Source organism: Salinispora pacifica DSM 45544 (assembly GCF_000378845.1).
Classification (GTDB): Bacteria; Actinomycetota; Actinomycetes; order Mycobacteriales; family Micromonosporaceae; genus Micromonospora; species Micromonospora pacifica.
Genome location: NZ_KB905359.1, coordinates 4419049 through 4437099, shown reverse-complemented (window position 1 = coordinate 4437099; position 18051 = coordinate 4419049). Strand labels below are relative to the sequence as shown.

Sequence of the window (18051 nt, the reverse complement as noted above, 5' to 3'; positions counted from 1 at the left end):
TTCCTCATCAACTCGTCGAAGCCGACAAGTCACCTGGAACGGCCGGCGAACCAGCCGGACGTTGCGCTAGAAACCGAGCTTACGGAGCTGTTTCGGGTCCCGCTGCCAGTCCTTCGCCACTCGGACGTGCAGGTCAAGGTAGACCCGGGTACCGAGCAGCTCCTCGATCTGCCGCCGCGCCCGGATGCCGACGTCCCGGAGCCGGCTGGCCCGGTGCCCGATCACGATCGCCTTCTGGCTCGGCCGCTCGACGTACACATCGGCGTAGATCTTGATGACCCGTTCCGCGGAGATCATCTCCTCCACCACCACCGCGATGGAGTGCGGCAGCTCGTCCCGCACCCCCTCCAGCGCCGCCTCCCGGATCAGCTCGGCGACCAGCACCTGCTCCGGTTCCTCGGTGAGCATGTCGTCCGGATAGAGCTGCGGTGACTCCGGCAGGTAGCGGGTCATCACGTCCACCAGCGTGTCGACCTGGTGCCCGGAGACCGCGCTGACCGGCACGATCTCCGCGAAGTCGGCCAGTTCACTCACCGCGACCAGCTGCTTGGCCAGCTGCTCCCGGTCGACCAGGTCGGTCTTCGTGACCACGGCGAGCACGGTCGCCTTCAGCTCGGCCAACTCGCCGGTGATGAAGCGGTCGCCCCGGCCGATCGGCTCGTCCGCCGGGATGCAGAGGCCGATCACATCAACCTCGCTCCACGTCTGCCGCACCAGATCGTTGAGGCGCTCGCCGAGCAGCGTCCGGGGCCGGTGCAGGCCCGGCGTGTCGACCAGCACGAGCTGCGAATCGGGCCGGTGCAGCACCGCCCGGATGACGTGCCGGGTTGTCTGCGGCTTACTCGACGTGATGGCGATCTTCTGCCCGACGATCGCGTTGGTCAGCGTTGACTTACCGGCGTTCGGCCGTCCAACAAAGCAGCCGAAGCCCGCCCGGTACGGCTGCCGAAGGTGCGCGGAAGTCACTCGGTCACCGTCCCGAGAACCGTGCCGTCCGGCGCGGCCACGTGGATCGGCGCGTCGGCGGCGAGGTCACGGACCGCCGCATGGCCGGCGGCGTCCAGCGTCGACGCCTCGGTCACCACCGCCGCGGCCTCCAGCCGGGTGCAGCCAGCCGCCGCCGCCGAGCCCACGGCGAGCTGAAGCGCGGTCAACGCCAGCGACGGCAGCGAGACGCTCGCCGCGGCGTAGGTCCGGCCGTCCTGGTCCCGGACCGCGGCACCTTCGACGGCACCGATCCGGCCGCGCGCCCCCCGGGCCAGGACGACCAGTTTGGCGTCCTCGGCGGTCAGCTCCACCGGGGTAGACCCGGTGGACGGTACGGCGGGTGAATCAGGCATCGGCGGGTTGCCTCTCCTCGGCTTGGTCGGTGTCGTCCGGGGCGTCGGCGGATTCGCCACGCTTCGGATCGTGCTGTTGGTCGGCCGGCTCCACCCGACGCACCAGGACCGTGTCGATCCGGTTACGCCGCCCGGTGGTGCCCTCAGCGAGCAGCCGCAGACCGGCCACCTCCACCTGGGCACCGGGGATCGGGACCCGGCCCAGGGACTGTGCGAGCAGGCCGCCCACCGTCTCCACCTCGTCGTTGGGCAGCTCGGTGTCGAACAACTCGCCGAGGTCCTCCACGGGTAGCCGCGCGGTTACCCGCACCGCATCGTCGTCGAGGTGCTCGACCGGCGGACGCTCAACATCGTACTCGTCGGTAATCTCGCCGACGATCTCCTCCAGGATGTCCTCGATAGTCACCAGCCCGCCGGTCCCGCCGTACTCGTCGACGACGATCACGAGGTGGTTCCGGGCAGCCTGCATCTCCGATAGGAGATCGTCAACCGGCTTGGACTCCGGCACGAAGGTGGCCGGGCGCATCAACTCGGCCACCGGGAGGCGCCGATCCTCCGGTGCGCCGCCCTGCGTGCGCCGGATCAGGTCTTTCAGGTAGAGCACGCCGAGCACATCGTCAACGCTGTCGCCGATGACCGGGATCCGGGAGAAGCCGGACCGCAGAAAGAGCGCCAGGGCCTGGGAGAGCATCTTGTGCCGCTCAATCCAGACCATTTCGGTACGCGGCACCATCACCTCCCGGACGATGGTGTCACCGAGCGCGAAGACCGAGTGGATCATCTGCCGCTCGCCGTGCTCCACCACGCCGCGCTGCTCGGCCAGATCGACCAGTTCACGCAGCTCCACCTGGGTGGCGAAGGGACCCTCCCGGAAGCCGCGCCCGGGGGTGACCGCGTTACCGATCAGGATCAACAGAGAGGCGAGGGGGTTGAGTGCCCGACCCAGCCAACGCACCAGCGGCGCCACCCCGCGACCCACCGCGTAGGCGTGCTGTCGGCCGATGGTGCGCGGCCCGACACCGACCACCACGAAGCTGACCACGGTCATCGCCCCGGCCGTCACCACCGCGGCCAGCCAGCCGGCGCCGAGCGAGTCGACCGCGACCAGGGCCACCAGGGTGGTCGCGCTCAGCTCAGCGAGCAGCCGCAACAGCAGCAACAGGTTGAGGTGCCGGACCACGTCCCCGGCGACAGACTGTAACGCTCGGGCGCCCCGGGCTCCGTCGCGGACCAACTCGGCCGCGCGGGCCGGCGAGACCGCGGCCAGCGCCGCCTCGGTCATTGCGATCAGGCCGGCGAGGACCACCAGGCCAGCCGCGAGGAAGACCAGTTGCACGTCGGGCAGGCCGGACGCGCCGGCCGTTGTTGCGGCAAGAGAGGCCATCATCGTGACCGGGTCGACCGCCAACTCACCAGCAGCCGGGCCTGGAGGGCGAACATCTCCCGCTCCTCCTCCGGCTCGGCGTGGTCGTATCCGAGCAGGTGCAGCACCCCGTGCACGGTGAGTAGGTGCAGCTCATCGGCGGTGGAGTGACCCGCGGTCGCCGCCTGCTTCGCGGCCACCTCGGGGCAGAGCACGATGTCACCGAGCAACGCCGGCTCGGCGCCGACGGTGGCGTTCTCCCCCGGCCCGTGGTCGACGCTGCCCTCGTCCATCGGGAAGGCAAGGACATCGGTGGGGCCGTCCCCGCCCATCCAGCGATGGTTCAACTCGGCCATGTAGTCGATATCGACAAGCAACACGGAGAGCTCGGCGAGCTGGTTGACCCCCATTTCGTCGAGGGCGTGCCGGGCGACGGCGAGTATCGCGTCGGTGTCGACGTCAACCCCGGACTCATTGGCAATCTCGATGGACACTGTCTTCCTTCGCTTCGTTAGCGGCGCCGACCGGCGCGGCCACCCTGGGCGGGCCGCCCGGGCACCGCCTGCACGCTCTTCGCCTGCTGGCTTTCCCGCTCCACGTCCCAGCGGGCGTACGCGTCAACGATCTCCCCAACCAGCCGGTGTCGAACCACGTCCGAGCTGGAGAGCTGGGCGAAGTGCACGTCCGCCAGATCGGTGAGGATCTCCCGGACGACCCGCAGGCCACTGGTCGTCCCGCCGGGAAGGTCCACCTGGGTAACGTCGCCGGTCACCACGATCCTGGAACCGAAGCCGAGCCGGGTGAGGAACATCTTCATCTGCTCCGGCGTGGTGTTCTGCGCCTCGTCCAGGATGATGAACGCGTCATTGAGCGTACGACCCCGCATGTACGCCAGCGGCGCCACCTCGATCGTGCCCGCCGCCATCAGCTTCGGGATCGACTCCGGGTCGAGCATGTCGTGCAGCGCGTCGTACAGCGGTCGCAGGTACGGGTCGATCTTCTCGTTCAGCGTGCCGGGCAGGAAGCCCAGCCGCTCGCCCGCCTCGACCGCCGGCCGGGTGAGGATGATCCGGTTGACCTGCTTGGCCTGCAGTGCCTGGACCGCCTTCGCCATCGCCAGGTAGGTCTTGCCGGTGCCGGCTGGACCGATACCGAAGACGATGGTGTGCGCGTCGATAGCGTCGACGTAGCGCTTCTGCCCGAGCGTCTTGGGGCGAATGGTACGACCACGTCGGGAGAGGATGTTGAGCGTCAGAACCTCGGCGGGCCGTTCGGCGCTGCCCTGCTCGAGCATGCCAACGGTGCGCCGGACAGCATCGGTGGTCAGCGTCTCACCTTTCTCGATGAGTTCTATCAATTCGCCGAAGAGCCGCTCGGCGAGAGCGTTGTCCGCGGGTGCGCCGGTGATCGTGATCTCGTTACCCCGAACGTGCACGTCGCTGTTTACGGAGCGCTCGACCAGTCGCAGGATCTCGTCGCCCGCACCGAGGAGATTGACCATGATCCTCGGTTCCGGGACGGTGATCCTGGTCTGTGCCCGGGGCGGGCCGGGAGGTGGAGTGCTGGTCATAGGTTGGGCCGAGTGGCCCTGCGCCACCTGCTCTCGATCTCGGCGCCGGGCTGGTCGCCGCGGCGTGCTGGTCGTTGCCCCCATGGTATCGGTTCAACCGCCGGGGCACCTCGCCCAATTCCCCTGCCCGGCACCGACCGGCCGACCCCCGCCGCCGTCAGCTGAGGTTCCCGGCCAGCATCGGCCCGAGCGGCGCGCCACCGAGCAGGTGTGCGTGGACATGAAAGACCTCCTGACCGCCGTACGCTCCGGTGTTGAAGAGCAGCCGGAAGCCATCACCGAGCAGGCCTTCCTCCTCGGCGACCGCGGCGGCGGTGGCGAGCACCTCGCCGGCGAGCCCCGGGTCCCCCTCCGCCAGGGTGGCCACGTCGGCGTAGTGCTCCTTCGGAATCACCAGCACGTGCACCGGAGCCTTCGGACCGATGTCACGGAACGCGAGGGTTGTCCGGGTCTCCCGAACAACAGTGGCGGGAATCTCACCGGCGACGATCCGGCAGAACAGACAGTCAGTTGTGTTCACCGAGGCAGTGTAAGGAAACGCTCCGGACACCGCCGCCCAGAGCGGAAGAACCGGCGCTACCAGCGGCCAAGGCGGGCGGCGAGCACCGAAAGCGCCGCCACCCCGGCGGTGGAGGTACGCAGCACCGACGGGCCCAGCCGCACCGTCCGGGCTCCGGCCCCGGCGAAGGCGGCCAGCTCGGCCGGGGCTACGCCGCCCTCGGGACCGACCACCAGCACGATCTCGCCGCGGTCGGGTAGCTCCGCGGTGACCAGACGTTCCTCCGCCTGCTCGTGTAGCACGAACGCCGCCGCAGCGCCGGCGATCCGACGGGCCACCTCGGAGGTGGACTCGGCCGGGGCGCCGGTCACTACCGGCAGCCAGGCCCGGCGGGCCTGCTTCGCGGCCTCCCGCGCGGTGGCGACCCACTTGCCCCGGGCACGTGCCCCCCGATCACCCCGCCACTGGGTGACCGAACGCCCGGCTGTCCAGGGCACGATCGCGTCCACGCCGACCTCGGTCATCGCCTGCACGGCCAGCTCACCCCGCTCCCCCTTGGCCAGCCCCTGAACGACGACGAGCCGGTGGGCGGGGGCGGCGAGGTGATCCCGGGAGGTGATCCGAAAGTCAAGGACACCCTTTCCCACCGCCGTGACCACGGCGACGGCCGTGCCGCCGCAACCGTCAGCGAGCAGCAACTCCTCGCCGACCCGCAACCGCTGCACCGTCGCGGCGTGATGCCCCTCCGGCCCGTCCAGGGTCGCCGTCTCGGCGGTGGGCAACGAATCAACCAGGAACAGCGGCGCGGACACGGTGCCAGGCTAGCGACCGGCCCGGTGCCCCGGGCCGCTGGCCTGGGACACCGGGACCGGTCGAGTCAGGCGTGGCCGTTGAAAGCGTCGCGCATCCGGGAGAAGAAGCCCCCCTGCTTGGTCAGCTCGGCGACCTCCTCGCCCCGGGTCTGGGCGAACTCGCGCAGCATCTGTTCCTGGTCGGCGTCCAGCTTGGTGGGCGTCCGCACATCCAGGTGGACGAACAGGTCACCCCGGCCGGTCCCCCGCAGGTGCGGCACGCCGCGGGCGCGAAGCCGCAGCATGCTGCCGGGCTGGGTGCCGGCCTTGACGTCAACCGGCTCCTCGCTGTCCAGCGTCTTGATGGTCAGGCGGGTGCCGAGCGCCGCCGTCGTCATCGGGACAGCCACCCGGCAGTGCAGGTCGTCGCCCTTGCGGGAAAAGACATCGTGCGGGCGCTCGTGGATCTCCACATAGAGGTCGCCGGCGGTGCCACCGCCGGGGCCCACCTCGCCCTGTTGGGCCAGTCGGATCCGCATCCCGTCCTCGACCCCGGCGGGAATCTTGACGGTCAGCGAACGCCGGGTCCGCACCCGGCCGTCCCCGGCGCAGGTGGGGCAGGGGTTCGGAATCGTGGTGCCATGGCCCTGACAGGCGGTACACGGCCGGGCCGAGACCACCTGCCCGAGGAAGGTGCGCTGCACCGACTGCACCTCGCCCCGCCCGCCACACGCCTCGCAGGTCTCCGGATGGGTGCCGGCGGCGGTGCCCGCACCGGAACAGGTGGTGCAGAGGACGGCGGTGTCGACCGTGATCGGCGCCTCCACGCCGAACGCTGTCTCGGGCAGGTCCAGTTCGAGGCGCAGGATCGCGTCGGAGCCCGGTCGGGTGCGGGGGCGCGGCCCCCGTCCGCCGCCGCCGGCGGCCCCCCCGAAGAAGGCGTCCATGATGTCCTGGAAGCCGACGAACGGACCGGCCTCGCCGGGTCCACCCGGGCCGCCGCCCCCGCCGCCCGGGGCGAGCGGGTCGCCACCGAGGTCCACGATCTGCCGCTTCCGGTCGTCGGAGAGGACCTCGTACGCGGCGTTGATGTCCTTGAACTTCTCTTGCGCCGCCGCGTCCGGATTCACGTCCGGGTGGTACTGGCGCGCGAGCTTGCGGTAGGCGCGCTTGATCTCGTCGTCGGAGGCTTCCCGGCTCACGCCGAGGATGCCGTAGTAGTCCTTGGCCACTGCGTTCGGTGTCCTCATGTTCGTCTCGCTTGCGCCGACCGCCGGCCCGGTCCGGCCGGACGGTAATGCCTAGTTCTGGGCTAGCAGGTCGCCCACGTAGCGCGCCACGGCCCGAACCGTGGCGATGGTGCTGGGATAGTCCATCCGGGTCGGCCCGACCACTCCGAGACCCCCCAGGATGGTCACCCCTGGCCCGTAGCCGGTGCTCACCACCGAGGTGGCCCGGAGGTTGTCGATCTCGTTCTCGTCGCCGATCCGGACGCGCATCGCGCTCGGCTCGACCTCCCCAATGAGTTTGAGGAGGACCACCTCCTCCTCCAACGCCTCCAGGATGGGGCGCAACGATCCCTGGAAGTCGAGCAGACCACCGCGGGTGAGATTGGCGGTGCCGGCGAGGGCGATGCGCTCCTCGTGCCGTTCGACCAGCGTCTCCAGCAGGACGGTGGAGAGGGTGATCATGGCCGGGCGCAGCTCACCGCTCACCTCGTCAACCAACGCCTGCACCAGCGGCGGTGTGTCGGCGAGCCGGGTACCGACCAGCTTCTCATTGACCAGCTGCCGCAGATCGATCACGTCGTCCGGGGGGATCGGCCCCGGTAGCTCGACGAGCCGCTGCTCGACCCGACCGGTATCGGCGATCATGACCAGCATCAGCCGGGTCGTGGAGATCGGCACCAGCTCCAGGTGCCGGACCGAGGAGCGAGCCAAGGACGGGTACTGCACGACGGCGACCTGCCGGGTCAGCTGGGCCAGCAGCCGGACCGTGCGGTGCACCACGTCGTCGAGGTCAACCGCGCCGACCAGGAAACGCTCGATCGCCCGGCGCTCGGCCGGGGTGAGCGGCTTCACCCGGGACAGCCGGTCCACGAAGAGCCGATAGCCGCGGTCGGTGGGCACCCGGCCGGCGCTGGTGTGCGGCTGCCGGATGTAGCCCTCCTCCTCCAGGACCGCCATGTCGTTGCGGACGGTCGCCGGGGAGACTCCGAGTTGGTGGCGCTCGACCAGCATCTTGCTGCCGACGGGCTCCTGCGTGGCGACGTAGTCTTCGACGATCGCGCGCAGCACCGCGAGTTTGCGGTCGTCGAGACCCATCCTTCCCCCCTCCTCCTGCGACGCGTCGGCGGTCGAGGCGCTTCCTGGCACTCGACTCTAGCGAGTGCCAGTCTACGTCGGCACGCCCGCCAACGCGATGATCAACAAAGATCGAGTACCGTCATCGAATGATGCGGCTGGGCCCGCCGCCCAACCCGACGGTCCGCCTAAGGTGATCATCTGGACAGCCGGGATGGCGCCGCACTGGGGCTGGTTGTCCCCTGCGCCTACGGTGACCCCATGACGGAACCACCTCGCCCTCCTACCGGCGGAGAGCCTGGGCTACCCGGCCCGGGTCCTGACGACCCCACCACCCCGATGCCCGGGGCATCTGACCCGGGTAGCTGGCCGCCACCGGGCAGCTACCCTCCCCCCGGCGCCATGCCACCGCCCGGCGGCTATCCACCCAGCGATGCCGGCTTCCCACCCGGCGGAGGGTACGGCCCACCCGGCGGAGGGTACGGCCCACCCGGCGGTTACGGAAACAGCGAGGACCGGATGTGGGTCCTCGGCGCGCACCTCGGCGGCGCCGTCGGCGCACTGATCAGCGTTGGTCTGCTCGGGTTCGTCGCCCCACTGATCGCCTACCTGGCCCGCGGCAACCAGTCACCAGCCGTCCGCGCGCACGCCCAAGCGGCGCTCAACTTCCAGATCACCTGGTCGCTAATCGCCTTTGTCCTGCTCTTCGTGGGCGGGTGCCTGCTGTTCCTGCCGAACATCACCGTCGTGGTGATGCAGGTCGTGTTCGGCATCATCGCCGCCCTCCGGGCGAATGAGGGCCGGCAGTACCGCTACCCGATGTCGGCCAAGCTCATCAAGTGAAGCCCGACTGGCCGGATCCCGACCGAACGGGTTCCGGCCGGGCCGGCTCCGCTGTTGCCCGGTCCCATCGCCGTCGCGGTCCACGCCGGCACCGACCAATCATCCGATCTGCCCATCCTGACTGGATGACGGGATACGAGTGGTTCGTGAGCGCTGGGCCGACGAGGACCGGAAGGCGCCGATCAGCCGAGCAGGTCCCGCACCACCGCGTCCGCGAGCAACCGACCGCGCAGGGTCAACACCGCCCGACCACCGCCATACGCCGCCGCGGCCAGCAGACCGGCTGCCCGGGCCCGATCGGCGCCGGCACGACCGACGGGGTCCAACACGTCCAGCGGTAGGCCCGTGGCGAGCCGGAGCCGCAGCATGACGTCCTCCAGGTGCGCCTCGTCGACGGTCAGCACCTCCCGGGCCAGGCCCGGCGACGCACCCGCCGCGAGCCGTTGCGCGTACGCCGTGGGGTGTTTGACGTTCCACCAGCGCACCCCCCCAATGTGGCTGTGTGCCCCCGGGCCGAGGCCCCACCAGTTGCCGCCGGTCCAGTACAAAAGGTTGTGCCGGCACCGGGCAGCCGGGGTCCGCGCCCAGTTGGAGACCTCGTACCAGGAGAACCCGGCGGCGTCGAGGGCCGCCTCCGCGGCCAGGTAGCGGTCCGCGGCGACGTCGTCGGAGGGCTGCGCCAACTCGCCCCGCCGCACCTGGGCCGCGAGCCGGGTCCCCTCCTCCACGATCAGGGAGTACGCGCTGACGTGGTCCACCCCCGCGGCGACCACCTCGTCGAGCGAGGCGGCGAAGTCGGCCGCGCTCTCCCCCGGCGTCCCGTAGATCAGGTCCAGGTTGACGTGGTCGAACCCGGCCTCCCGAGCCTCCCGGGCGGCGGCGACGGCCCGGCCGGCGCTGTGCCGCCGATCCAGGATCGCGAGCACTCCGGGCGACGCGGACTGCATACCCAGGGAAATCCTCGTGTAGCCGGCAGTCCGCAGCGCGGCGAGAGATCGCGGGGTGACCGACTCCGGGTTGGCCTCCGTGGTGATCTCCGCGTCGGTGGCCAACCCCCAGGTGCGATCGATGCCGTCGAGGATCCGGGCGAGGTCCGCCGCGGGCAGCAGGGTGGGGGTGCCACCGCCGACGAAGACCGTGTCGACCCGGGGCGGAGGGTTCCCGCGCAGCACACGGGCGGCTAGCGCGAGTTCGGCGAGGACCGTGTCGGCGTACTCCTCCCGGCTGGCGCCACCCCCCAACTCGGCGGCGGTGTAGGTGTTGAAGTCGCAGTACCCGCACCGGCTGGCACAGAAGGGGACGTGTACGTACACGCCGAACCCCCGCGTTCCCACCGAGGTCAGGGCGGTTGTGGGCAGCGATCCATCCACCGGGATGCGCTCGCCTTCTGGTAGGACACCGGGCATGGCCACTAGTGTGCCCGCATGACCTCTCCCGACGCGCTGGTGCGGGCCGCCACGGCCGGCGGGGTGATCACCCTCACCCTGAGCAGCCCGCACAACCGCAACGCGCTCTCCACCCCGCTGATGACCCAGCTGCTCGACGGACTCGCCGCGGCGGTCGCCGACGACGCCGTGCGCGCGGTCGTGCTGGACCATGCCGGGCCGGTCTTCTGCTCCGGCGCCGACCTGAAGGAGACCGCTGCCGCGTACGCCAGCGGCACGGTGCCGGCCGGGATGCTCGGTGACGTGCTCGCGGCCGTGTCGGAATGCCCAAAGCCGGTGGTGGCGCGGGTGGCCGGGCCGGCACGGGCCGGCGGGCTGGGCCTGATCGCCGCGGCCGATCTGGCGATCTGTGCCCAGGAGGCGACGTTCGCCTTCACCGAGGTCCGAATCGGGGTGATCCCGGCGGTGATCTCGGCAACGGTACTGCCCCGACTGCGGCCCCGTGCCGCGGCCGAGCTCTACCTGACCGGGGACACATTCGACGGGCAGCGGGCCGCCGAGGTCGGTTTGGTCACCGCGGCGGTACCGCTGGCGGAGTTGGACGCCGTCGTCGCCCGCTACTGCGATTCGCTGGTCCGGGGCGCACCCGGCGCACTGGCCGGGGCCAAACAACTGCTCCGCCGCCCCACCGCGACCGATCTGCGAGGCGAGCTCACCGACCTGGCCACCCTCTCCACCGGCTACTTCCTCTCCGCGGAGGGGCTGGAGGGCGTGTCGGCGTTCCGGGAGAAGCGGCCAGCGAGCTGGGTGCCGGGCCAGTAGCCCGATTCTTGGCGGGCCCGGCACGGGCGGTAGCCCCGGGTTTCTGGCCGGCGCAGCACGGGAAGGCTGACGCCCACCGCCGCCTCGACCGACCGGCAGCCGAACCGACGAACGCCCGGGCAGCGCCGCCCCGGCTGGCCGGCGGCTCACGGGCACCCGGGGCTTACTCTTGTCGGACTCGTCGAAACAGGGGGTGCAGGTGCGGACTCGGGCAGTCGTAGCGGCTGGCGTCGTTCTGGCGCTCGTCGCCATGGTCGGGCTCTTCGTCACCTTCCGGCACATCGCGGACGGGATTCGGCTCCCGTTCGCCGGGCGGAGTTGCACGGTGCAGGCAGGCGGCCAGGTGGAGCTCGATGCCGGCCAGATGGCCAACGCGGCGACAATCGCGGCCATCGGGGCGCAGCGCGGCATGCCGGAACGGGCGGTCGTGGTGGCGCTGGCGACCGCGTACCAGGAGTCGGGGCTGCGCAACCTGGCCGGCGGCGACCGGGATTCGGTGGGCCTGTTCCAGCAACGGCCCAGCCAGGGCTGGGGCTCGCCAGCCGAGATCCGGGACCCGCGGTACGCGACGAACACCTTCTACGCCGCGCTGGCGAAGGTGCGCGACTGGGAAGAGATGCGGGTGACCGACGCCGCCCAGACGGTGCAGCGCTCGGCCTTCCCGGAGGCATACCAGAAGTGGGCCGACGAGTCGGAGGTGCTGAGCCGGGCCCTGCTCGGTCAGGCCAGCGGAGCGGTGGCCTGCGCCGTCAACGACGATCCGGAGCACCGCGGCGCCGCGGCGACCGCGGCGCTGGCCCAGGGGCTCACCCTGGACTGGGGGCTCGCCCCCGAGGCCGCGGCGGCCGGCCCGACCCGGCTGACCGTGGCCGTGGACGACGAGCAGGGCGGCTGGCGGTACGCGCACTGGCTGGTGTCCCACGCCCAGGACAACGGCGTCCAACTGGTCCACTTCCGAGGGCTACGGTGGACCGCGGAGGAGGGCGTCTGGGCCCCGACAACCGGCAAACAGAGCCCCACCCGGGTGGTCGCCGAGGTCCTCGACGCCTCCTGAGGTCGGTCCTCGACGCCTCCTGAGGTCGACCGGATCGGGCTGACCAGGGCGGCTGCCCCGAGTCAGCCCGAGCGTCGGCTATTTCTTACCGGACGTCTTGCCGCCGCCCCCGGAGTCCGCGGAGAGCGCGGCGATGAATGCCTCCTGCGGCACCTCGACCCGGCCCACCATCTTCATCCGCTTCTTGCCTTCCTTCTGCTTCTCCAGCAGCTTGCGCTTGCGGCTGATGTCACCGCCGTAGCACTTCGCCAGGACGTCCTTGCGGATCGCGCGGATGGTCTCCCGGGCGATCACCCGACTGCCGATCGCCGCCTGGATGGGCACCTCGAACTGCTGACGGGGGATCAGGGAGCGCAGCTTCGCGGCGATGGTGGTGCCGTAGGCGTACGCCTTGTCCTTGTGCACGATCGCGCTGAACGCGTCAACCGGCTCGCCGTGCAGCAGGATGTCCACCTTGACCAGGTCGGAGGCCTGCTCGCCGGAGGGCTCGTAGTCCAACGACGCGTACCCCTTGGTGCGGCTCTTGAGCTGGTCGAAGAAGTCGAAAATAATCTCTGCCAGCGGCAGCGTGTAGCGCAGCTCCACCCGGTCGGCGGAGAGGTAGTCCATGCCGAGCAGCGTGCCCCGGCGGCCCTGGCAGAGCTCCATGACCGCGCCGACGAAGTCGTTCGGGGTCAACACCGTGGCGCGCACCACCGGCTCGTACACCTCGGCGATCTTGCCGGTCGGGTACTCGCTCGGGTTGGTGACCACGACCTCCTCGCCGTCCTCGTTGATGGCCCGGTAGACCACGTTCGGCGCGGTGGAGATCAGGTCGAGGTTGAACTCCCGCTCCAGTCGCTCCCGGATGATCTCCAGGTGCAACAGGCCGAGGAAGCCGCAGCGAAAGCCGAACCCGAGCGCACCAGAGGTCTCCGGCTCGTAGGTCAGTGCCGCGTCATTGAGCTTGAGCTTGTCCAACGCGTCCCGCAGGTTCGGGTAGTCCGACCCGTCAATCGGGTAGAGGCCGGAGTAGACCATCGGCTTCGGGTCCTTGTACCCACCGAGCGGCTCCGCCGCCGGCCGCGCGTTGATGGTGACGGTGTCACCGACCCGGGACTGCCGGACATCCTTCACGCCGGTGATCAGATATCCGACCTCGCCGACCCCGAGGGCGTCCGCCTTGACCATCTCCGGGGAGATCACCCCGATCTCCAGCAGCTCGTGGACCGCACCGGTGGACATCATCTTGATCCGGTCCCGGGCGCTGATCTGCCCGTCAACCACCCGGACGTAGGTGACGACGCCCCGGTACACGTCGTACACGGAGTCGAAGATCATTGCCCGGGCCGACGACTCCGCCACACCGACCGGCGGGGTGAACTGCCGGACGATCTCGTCGAGCAGGTGCGGCACACCGTCGCCGGTCTTGCCGGAGACCCGGATGCAGTCCGCCGGATCGCCGCCGATCAGGTGGGCCAGCTCCTCGGCGTACTTCTCCGGCTGCGCCGCCGGCAGGTCGATCTTGTTGAGTACCGGGATGATGTGCAGATCGTTCTCGAGCGCCAGGTAGAGGTTGGCCAGGGTCTGCGCCTCGATGCCCTGGGCGGCGTCCACCAGCAGGATCGCGCCCTCGCAGGCCGCCAGGGAGCGGGAGACCTCGTAGCTGAAGTCGACGTGCCCGGGGGTGTCGATCATGTTGAGCACGGCGCTCTCGCCGGCCCGCTCCCCCTCCCGAATCGTCCACGGCATCCGGACGGCCTGACTCTTGATGGTGATCCCGCGCTCCCGCTCGATGTCCATCCGATCGAGGTATTGCGCCCGCATCTGTCGGGGATCGACCACACCGGTGAGCTGCAACATCCGGTCGGCCAGGGTCGACTTCCCATGATCGATGTGGGCGATGATGCAGAAGTTCCGGATACGCGCCGGTTCGGTGGCACCAGGAGTGTTCGCGCCGGAATCGAGCGTCGGTGGCACAGCGGTCCGTTCTGGTCGACTGACGTGGAGCGAGCCGGCGCGGCACCGGCCCCCTCTATGCTCCCACGCCACGCTCATGGGTCCGCTGCGCGGGCAAACCCGAACGCGCCGTGCTGATGAACCGGGCTCGTTCCGCGGCAGGCCGGCCGGTTTCGCCCGGCAGCCCAACGCATCACTGGCTACTGAACTATTCGCCCGGTGGCTCGACGAAGAGGGCGGCGAGCTTCGGGAGCCGGCGGCGAGCCTCATCCGCGTCGTCAAAATCCCAGAAGTCGTTCAGGTCCGGCACCGGAACCGGGTCCCGGTCCGCCGGCAGTTCGGCCGCGGTCGCCTTCCGGTACGCCTCCCACGGCACCGCCAGCATTCGGGCGCAGGCGAACTCCTCACCCGACAACGACGCGGTCCGTACCGGCGGCAGGTCGGCCAGCGAGTCCGGCTCGGCGACGGCACGCGCGAACACCTCGCGTCCCTGGGTCATCAGCCAGCCACGGAAGTCGTGGAAGCCGTCGTCGGAGATCCCCCCGTTGATCAGGTACGCCGCACCCCAGAGGTCCACTCGGTGCGAGGCGGCCAGCACCCGGGCCTGATGGCGCGTGTATCCGAGGATCTCCTCCGGTTCCCGCGCCGCGAGCAGGGCCACGGCCCGAGCGGCGACCGCGTCCGGCTCACCCCCACCCCCTGCCCGGGCCTGGTCAACCAGCTGCCAGAAGTCGTCGGTCCGCATGACCCGCCAGTCTTCCAGCCCCGCCGACCAGGAGCGTGCGACGACTCCCCGAACCCGCCGGCCAGGAGGATGCGACAGCCTTCGGGAAGCCACCCGATCATGGCTGGCCGGTGACACCCGCCGTTCGTTCGTCGACACACTGCCCGCTTTACCTGGTGGACTCGCGAATCCATACGACACTGGAGAGATGCCGAGTTCACCCCCGCATCCCGGGACCACCCGCCGGCCCGGCTGGTCCGACCTGCCAGTGGGTGTGCGGGCAGCCCTCGCCGACCGCCTCGGCGCCCCCGTGGTCGCGACCCGTACCGCGACCACCGGCTTCACCCGTGGCTTCGCTGGGGTGCTGTCCGCCGCCGACGGCGGCCGGGTCTTCGTCAAGGCCGCGCCCCGCGACTCCCACCTGGCCAACTGGTACTGGCGAGAGGCGACGGTCCTCGACCGGCTCCCGCCCGGGCTGCCGGCACCCCGAGCCCGGTGGACCCTGACCGAGTCCGGCTGGTTCGCCGTCGCTCTCGACGCGGTTGACGGCTATCCGCCCAGACGCCCGTGGGAGCCATCGGAGCTGACCACGACCCTGACCGCGTACGCGGAGGTCGCCGCCGCCCTGGACCCACCGCCCAGTGACCTCGCCGCGCTCAACCCGCCGCACCTGGCCGACCTGGCCCGAGCCGACATCCTCTGCTGGGGTGACGTGGCAGCGGGCCGGGAGGCCCCGCCGCCGCTGCCGGCCGGGCTCGAGCAGCGGCTGCCCGAACTGGTCGGGCTCGAGTCCCGGCTGCCGGGGTACCTTGCCCCGGCGTCCGGTTTCGTCCACGGTGACCTGCGTCCGGACAACGTGCTACTCACCTCGCACGGGCAGGTGTGGTTCTGTGACTGGACCTGGCTCTGCCGAGGTCCGGCCTGGTTCGACCTGGTCACGCTCCTCCTCGGGGGGCTTGCCGTGGAGCAGCAGGAGATCACCGTCGCAGCGTTGGCCGGGACCGGCGGCGCAAGCTCCCCGAACGAAGCCGCGAGCTCCTCCTTCCCGAAGATCACCGTCGGACCAACGCCCGCCCTGACCACCGACTGGCTGGAAACCGCCTTCGCGGCCCACCCAGCTACCGCCGAGGCCCCGCCGGATGCCCTGGATGTCACGCTGGCGGCGCTGGCCGGCTACTTCCTCACCACCGCAGCCACGGTTCCGGAGACCGCGACCGAGCAGCTCGCGGCCCACCAACGCCGCAGCGGCGAGTACGCGCTCGACTGGCTCGCCCGCCGGCAGGGCTGGAGTTGAGCCGCGGTGGGTGCAGAGCTCCACCGCCCCCGGCGGGTGGCCCGGGAGGCAACTTTGGCGCTACCCAAGCGACCTGGTAGCCTGGCACCTCGCGCGACGATGACGCATGCTCGCCGCGTGGATGCAGACCAACCCGAGCTATCAGACGAGGCTGTCGCGTGGCGAACATCAAGTCCCAGATCAAGCGCAACCGGCAGAACGAGAAGCGCCGGCTGCGTAACAAGTCGGTCAAGTCGTCGCTGAAGACCGCCATCCGCAAGTTCCACGAGGCCGCCGAGACCGGCGACGTGGAGAAGGCGACGGTCCTCATGCGCGATGCCGCCCGCAAGCTGGACAAGGCCGCCAGCAAGGGCGTTATCCACGCCAACCAGGCTGCGAACCGTAAGTCGGCTATCGCCAAGCGCGTGGCGTCGTTCTCCGCCTGACCCAGCCATACCAGTTCAGGACAAGACCCCGGGTCCGATCCGGTCCGGGGTTTTGTGCTGCCCGCCGCACACTCCTGCGGTGACCCGGGGCAGCCGTCGTGTCGCCGAGGTCAGCGGTCGGTCGGGGCCGCTCCGGCCGAGGAGAGCTCCCCGCTGCGGCCGAGGACAGCTCCCGTGCTCCGGCCGAGGTCAGCTCCCCGGGACGCTCCGGTGCGGACGAGACGACGACGCCGGGCACGCTGTGCCAGTTCCAGCCGACCCGCGCGGTGCCGACCACCGGCTCCATCTGGTGACGGAAGCGGTCCCGCTCCTGGTCGGGCACGAGCGCCGCGGAGCGGACGACCCGCGCCGCCACCACGTCGTTGATCTTCACCATCACCGCGACCATCGTCGGCAGCACCAGCACCGACCACCAGCTGACCAGTTCGGCGAGCGCCAGTAGCGCCGCCAGCGCGACGGCCCCCTCGAAGAAAACGAAGCAGAGCACCCCACCGGGGTTGACGAACCGCAGCCCCAGCAGTCGCGCGTACAACGGCCGGTAGCGCTCCTCCTCCGCCGTCAGGATGGCCCACGACCTCGGTCCGGTCACCGGCCGCCACCCTGCCGCGCCGCCGCCACCGAAAAGACGGCCCGCTCCAGCGCGTACGCCCGGTCGTCCGAGCCCCCCTTCACGGCCGCATTGCACTCGGCCGCAGCCCGCATGGCCTGGACCAGCCCCTCCGGCGTCCAACCGCGGCTCTGCCGCTGCGCCCGCTCAATCTTCCAGGCCGGCATGCCGAGGGTGCTGGCCAGTTGGTAGGGGCTTCCCCGCCCGGCGGAGGCGACCCGGGCCACGGTACGCACGCCGTCGGCGAGCGCATCAGCAATCGGCACCGGGTCAACGCCGACGTGCAGCGCCCAACGCAGCGCCTCCAACGCAGCCGGCACGTCGCCCACCATCGTCGCGTCGGCGACGGTGAAGCCGGACACCTCGACCCGCCCCCGGTAGTACCGGGCCACCGTCTCCGGGCTGATCTTCCCCTCGGTGTCGGCCAACAACTGCGAGCAGGCGGCGGCGAGTTCGCGCAGGTCATTACCGACCGCCGCGATGAGCGCCTCGGCAGCGGAGTCGGTACACCGGCCACCGGCCCGCCGAAACTCGTCCCGGACGAACGCCACCCGCTCCCGGTGCCCCCGCAGCCGGGCAGCCGGCACCACGGTCGCGCCGGCCGCCTTCAGCCCGTCCGCGAACGCCTTGCCCTTGGCCGCACCGAGGTGGAGCACGACCAGCTGCACCTCGGGGTCGGGGTGCTTCGCGTAAGCGAGGAGGGCCGTCGCCAGATCCTTACGCGCGTCCTGGCCAGACCGCAGAATCAACAACCGCCGTCCGCCGAAGAGCGACGGACTGAGCATCTCCGCGATCTCACCGACGGTGAGGGAGCCGGCTTGATACTCGCGGACGTCCACCTCCGGATCCACACTCCGACTCTGGGCGACCGCCTCGGTGACCGCACGAGTAGCGAGAAGTTCCTCGTCACCGAGGACGAGCAGAATCGGAGCGAGGCTGGCGGCGGTCACGCCGCCCATATTCGCATGGTCGGCCGAGCACGCCAGCCCGGTCGTCCGCCCTCCGATGTCAGAGCCCGCACTCAGCGCAAATCCCGACTTTTACCCCTGTTTCATCTTGAAAACTGACATAACGAGCACCGGGTGGGGCTCTC

The 18051-nt window shown here is 70.6% G+C and carries 19 protein-coding genes; 5 read left to right on the top strand and 14 right to left on the bottom strand.

What is annotated here, in order from left to right:
* Positions 1-66: 66 nt before the first annotated feature.
* The 9 genes from era to hrcA form a co-directional block, all read right to left on the bottom strand.
* Positions 67-966 carry a GTPase Era gene (gene era / locus SALPAC3_RS0120425; protein WP_018223036.1) on the bottom strand — a complete coding sequence of 300 codons (900 nt, stop codon included), beginning with the start codon at positions 964-966 and terminating at the stop codon, positions 67-69.
* A complete protein-coding gene (locus tag SALPAC3_RS0120420; protein WP_026185761.1) occupies positions 963-1340 on the bottom strand; it encodes a cytidine/deoxycytidylate deaminase family protein in 378 nt (125 codons plus the stop codon). The genes era and SALPAC3_RS0120420 overlap by 4 nt, the downstream gene beginning before the upstream one ends.
* Positions 1333-2748 (bottom strand): hemolysin family protein, encoded by a 1416-nt coding sequence (locus SALPAC3_RS0120415; protein WP_018223034.1) that lies wholly within the window; start codon positions 2746-2748, stop codon positions 1333-1335. Before SALPAC3_RS0120415 ends, SALPAC3_RS0120420 begins: the two co-directional genes overlap by 8 nt.
* On the bottom strand, positions 2724-3197 hold the full coding sequence (gene ybeY / locus SALPAC3_RS0120410; protein ID WP_018223033.1) for an rRNA maturation RNase YbeY: 474 nt from the start codon (positions 3195-3197) through the stop codon (positions 2724-2726). Before ybeY ends, SALPAC3_RS0120415 begins: the two co-directional genes overlap by 25 nt.
* A gap of 17 nt (positions 3198-3214) precedes the next feature.
* On the bottom strand, positions 3215-4273 hold the full coding sequence (locus SALPAC3_RS0120405) for a PhoH family protein (RefSeq protein ID WP_026185760.1): 1059 nt from the start codon (positions 4271-4273) through the stop codon (positions 3215-3217).
* Positions 4274-4430: 157 nt separating this feature from the next.
* Entirely contained in the window at positions 4431-4793 is a 363-nt protein-coding gene (locus tag SALPAC3_RS0120400; RefSeq protein ID WP_018223031.1) for a histidine triad nucleotide-binding protein, read from the bottom strand.
* A 56-nt stretch (positions 4794-4849) separates the two neighbouring features.
* Positions 4850-5584, bottom strand: coding sequence for a 16S rRNA (uracil(1498)-N(3))-methyltransferase (locus tag SALPAC3_RS0120395; RefSeq protein WP_018223030.1), 735 nt, complete (start codon positions 5582-5584; stop codon positions 4850-4852).
* Positions 5585-5649: 65 nt separating this feature from the next.
* Positions 5650-6795 (bottom strand): molecular chaperone DnaJ, encoded by a 1146-nt coding sequence (gene dnaJ, locus SALPAC3_RS0120390; protein ID WP_018223029.1) that lies wholly within the window; start codon positions 6793-6795, stop codon positions 5650-5652.
* A 69-nt stretch (positions 6796-6864) separates the two neighbouring features.
* Positions 6865-7887, bottom strand: a complete 1023-nt coding sequence (gene hrcA, locus SALPAC3_RS0120385; protein WP_018223028.1) for a heat-inducible transcriptional repressor HrcA — start codon at positions 7885-7887, stop codon at positions 6865-6867.
* A 498-nt stretch (positions 7888-8385) separates the two neighbouring features.
* Here hrcA and SALPAC3_RS29440 point away from each other — a divergent pair, with 498 nt between their 5' ends.
* A complete protein-coding gene (locus SALPAC3_RS29440) occupies positions 8386-8709 on the top strand; it encodes a DUF4870 domain-containing protein (RefSeq protein ID WP_018223027.1) in 324 nt (107 codons plus the stop codon).
* 182 nt (positions 8710-8891) lie between these two features.
* On the opposite strand, the gene hemW is transcribed toward SALPAC3_RS29440, so the two are convergent.
* Positions 8892-10115: a radical SAM family heme chaperone HemW gene (gene hemW / locus SALPAC3_RS0120375; RefSeq protein ID WP_018223026.1), complete on the bottom strand. Its 1224-nt coding sequence runs from the start codon at positions 10113-10115 to the stop codon at positions 8892-8894.
* Positions 10116-10133: 18 nt separating this feature from the next.
* On the opposite strand from hemW, the gene SALPAC3_RS0120370 reads away from it, so the two are divergent.
* Both SALPAC3_RS0120370 and SALPAC3_RS0120365 read left to right on the top strand, forming a co-directional pair.
* Positions 10134-10916 carry an enoyl-CoA hydratase-related protein gene (locus SALPAC3_RS0120370; protein ID WP_018223025.1) on the top strand — a complete coding sequence of 261 codons (783 nt, stop codon included), beginning with the start codon at positions 10134-10136 and terminating at the stop codon, positions 10914-10916.
* Between the two features lie 193 nt (positions 10917-11109).
* The gene (locus tag SALPAC3_RS0120365) at positions 11110-11970 is read left to right on the top strand and encodes a hypothetical protein (protein WP_018223024.1); all 861 of its coding nucleotides are present in this window, start codon (positions 11110-11112) and stop codon (positions 11968-11970) included.
* 78 nt (positions 11971-12048) lie between these two features.
* On the opposite strand, the gene lepA is transcribed toward SALPAC3_RS0120365, so the two are convergent.
* Positions 12049-13929, bottom strand: a complete 1881-nt coding sequence (gene lepA, locus SALPAC3_RS0120360; protein ID WP_018223023.1) for a translation elongation factor 4 — start codon at positions 13927-13929, stop codon at positions 12049-12051.
* Between the two features lie 187 nt (positions 13930-14116).
* The gene (locus tag SALPAC3_RS0120355; protein WP_018223022.1) at positions 14117-14653 is read right to left on the bottom strand and encodes a DUF4240 domain-containing protein; all 537 of its coding nucleotides are present in this window, start codon (positions 14651-14653) and stop codon (positions 14117-14119) included.
* 187 nt (positions 14654-14840) lie between these two features.
* Here SALPAC3_RS0120355 and SALPAC3_RS0120350 point away from each other — a divergent pair, with 187 nt between their 5' ends.
* Positions 14841-15926 carry a phosphotransferase family protein gene (locus SALPAC3_RS0120350; protein ID WP_033660661.1) on the top strand — a complete coding sequence of 362 codons (1086 nt, stop codon included), beginning with the start codon at positions 14841-14843 and terminating at the stop codon, positions 15924-15926.
* A gap of 158 nt (positions 15927-16084) precedes the next feature.
* On the top strand, positions 16085-16351 hold the full coding sequence (gene rpsT, locus SALPAC3_RS0120345) for a 30S ribosomal protein S20 (RefSeq protein WP_012014671.1): 267 nt from the start codon (positions 16085-16087) through the stop codon (positions 16349-16351).
* On the opposite strand, the gene SALPAC3_RS0120340 is transcribed toward rpsT, so the two are convergent.
* On the bottom strand, positions 16317-16940 hold the full coding sequence (locus SALPAC3_RS0120340) for a hypothetical protein (RefSeq protein ID WP_018223020.1): 624 nt from the start codon (positions 16938-16940) through the stop codon (positions 16317-16319). The genes rpsT and SALPAC3_RS0120340 overlap by 35 nt on opposite strands.
* The gene (gene holA, locus SALPAC3_RS0120335; protein WP_018223019.1) at positions 16937-17917 is read right to left on the bottom strand and encodes a DNA polymerase III subunit delta; all 981 of its coding nucleotides are present in this window, start codon (positions 17915-17917) and stop codon (positions 16937-16939) included. Before holA ends, SALPAC3_RS0120340 begins: the two co-directional genes overlap by 4 nt.
* Positions 17918-18051: the final 134 nt, after the last annotated feature.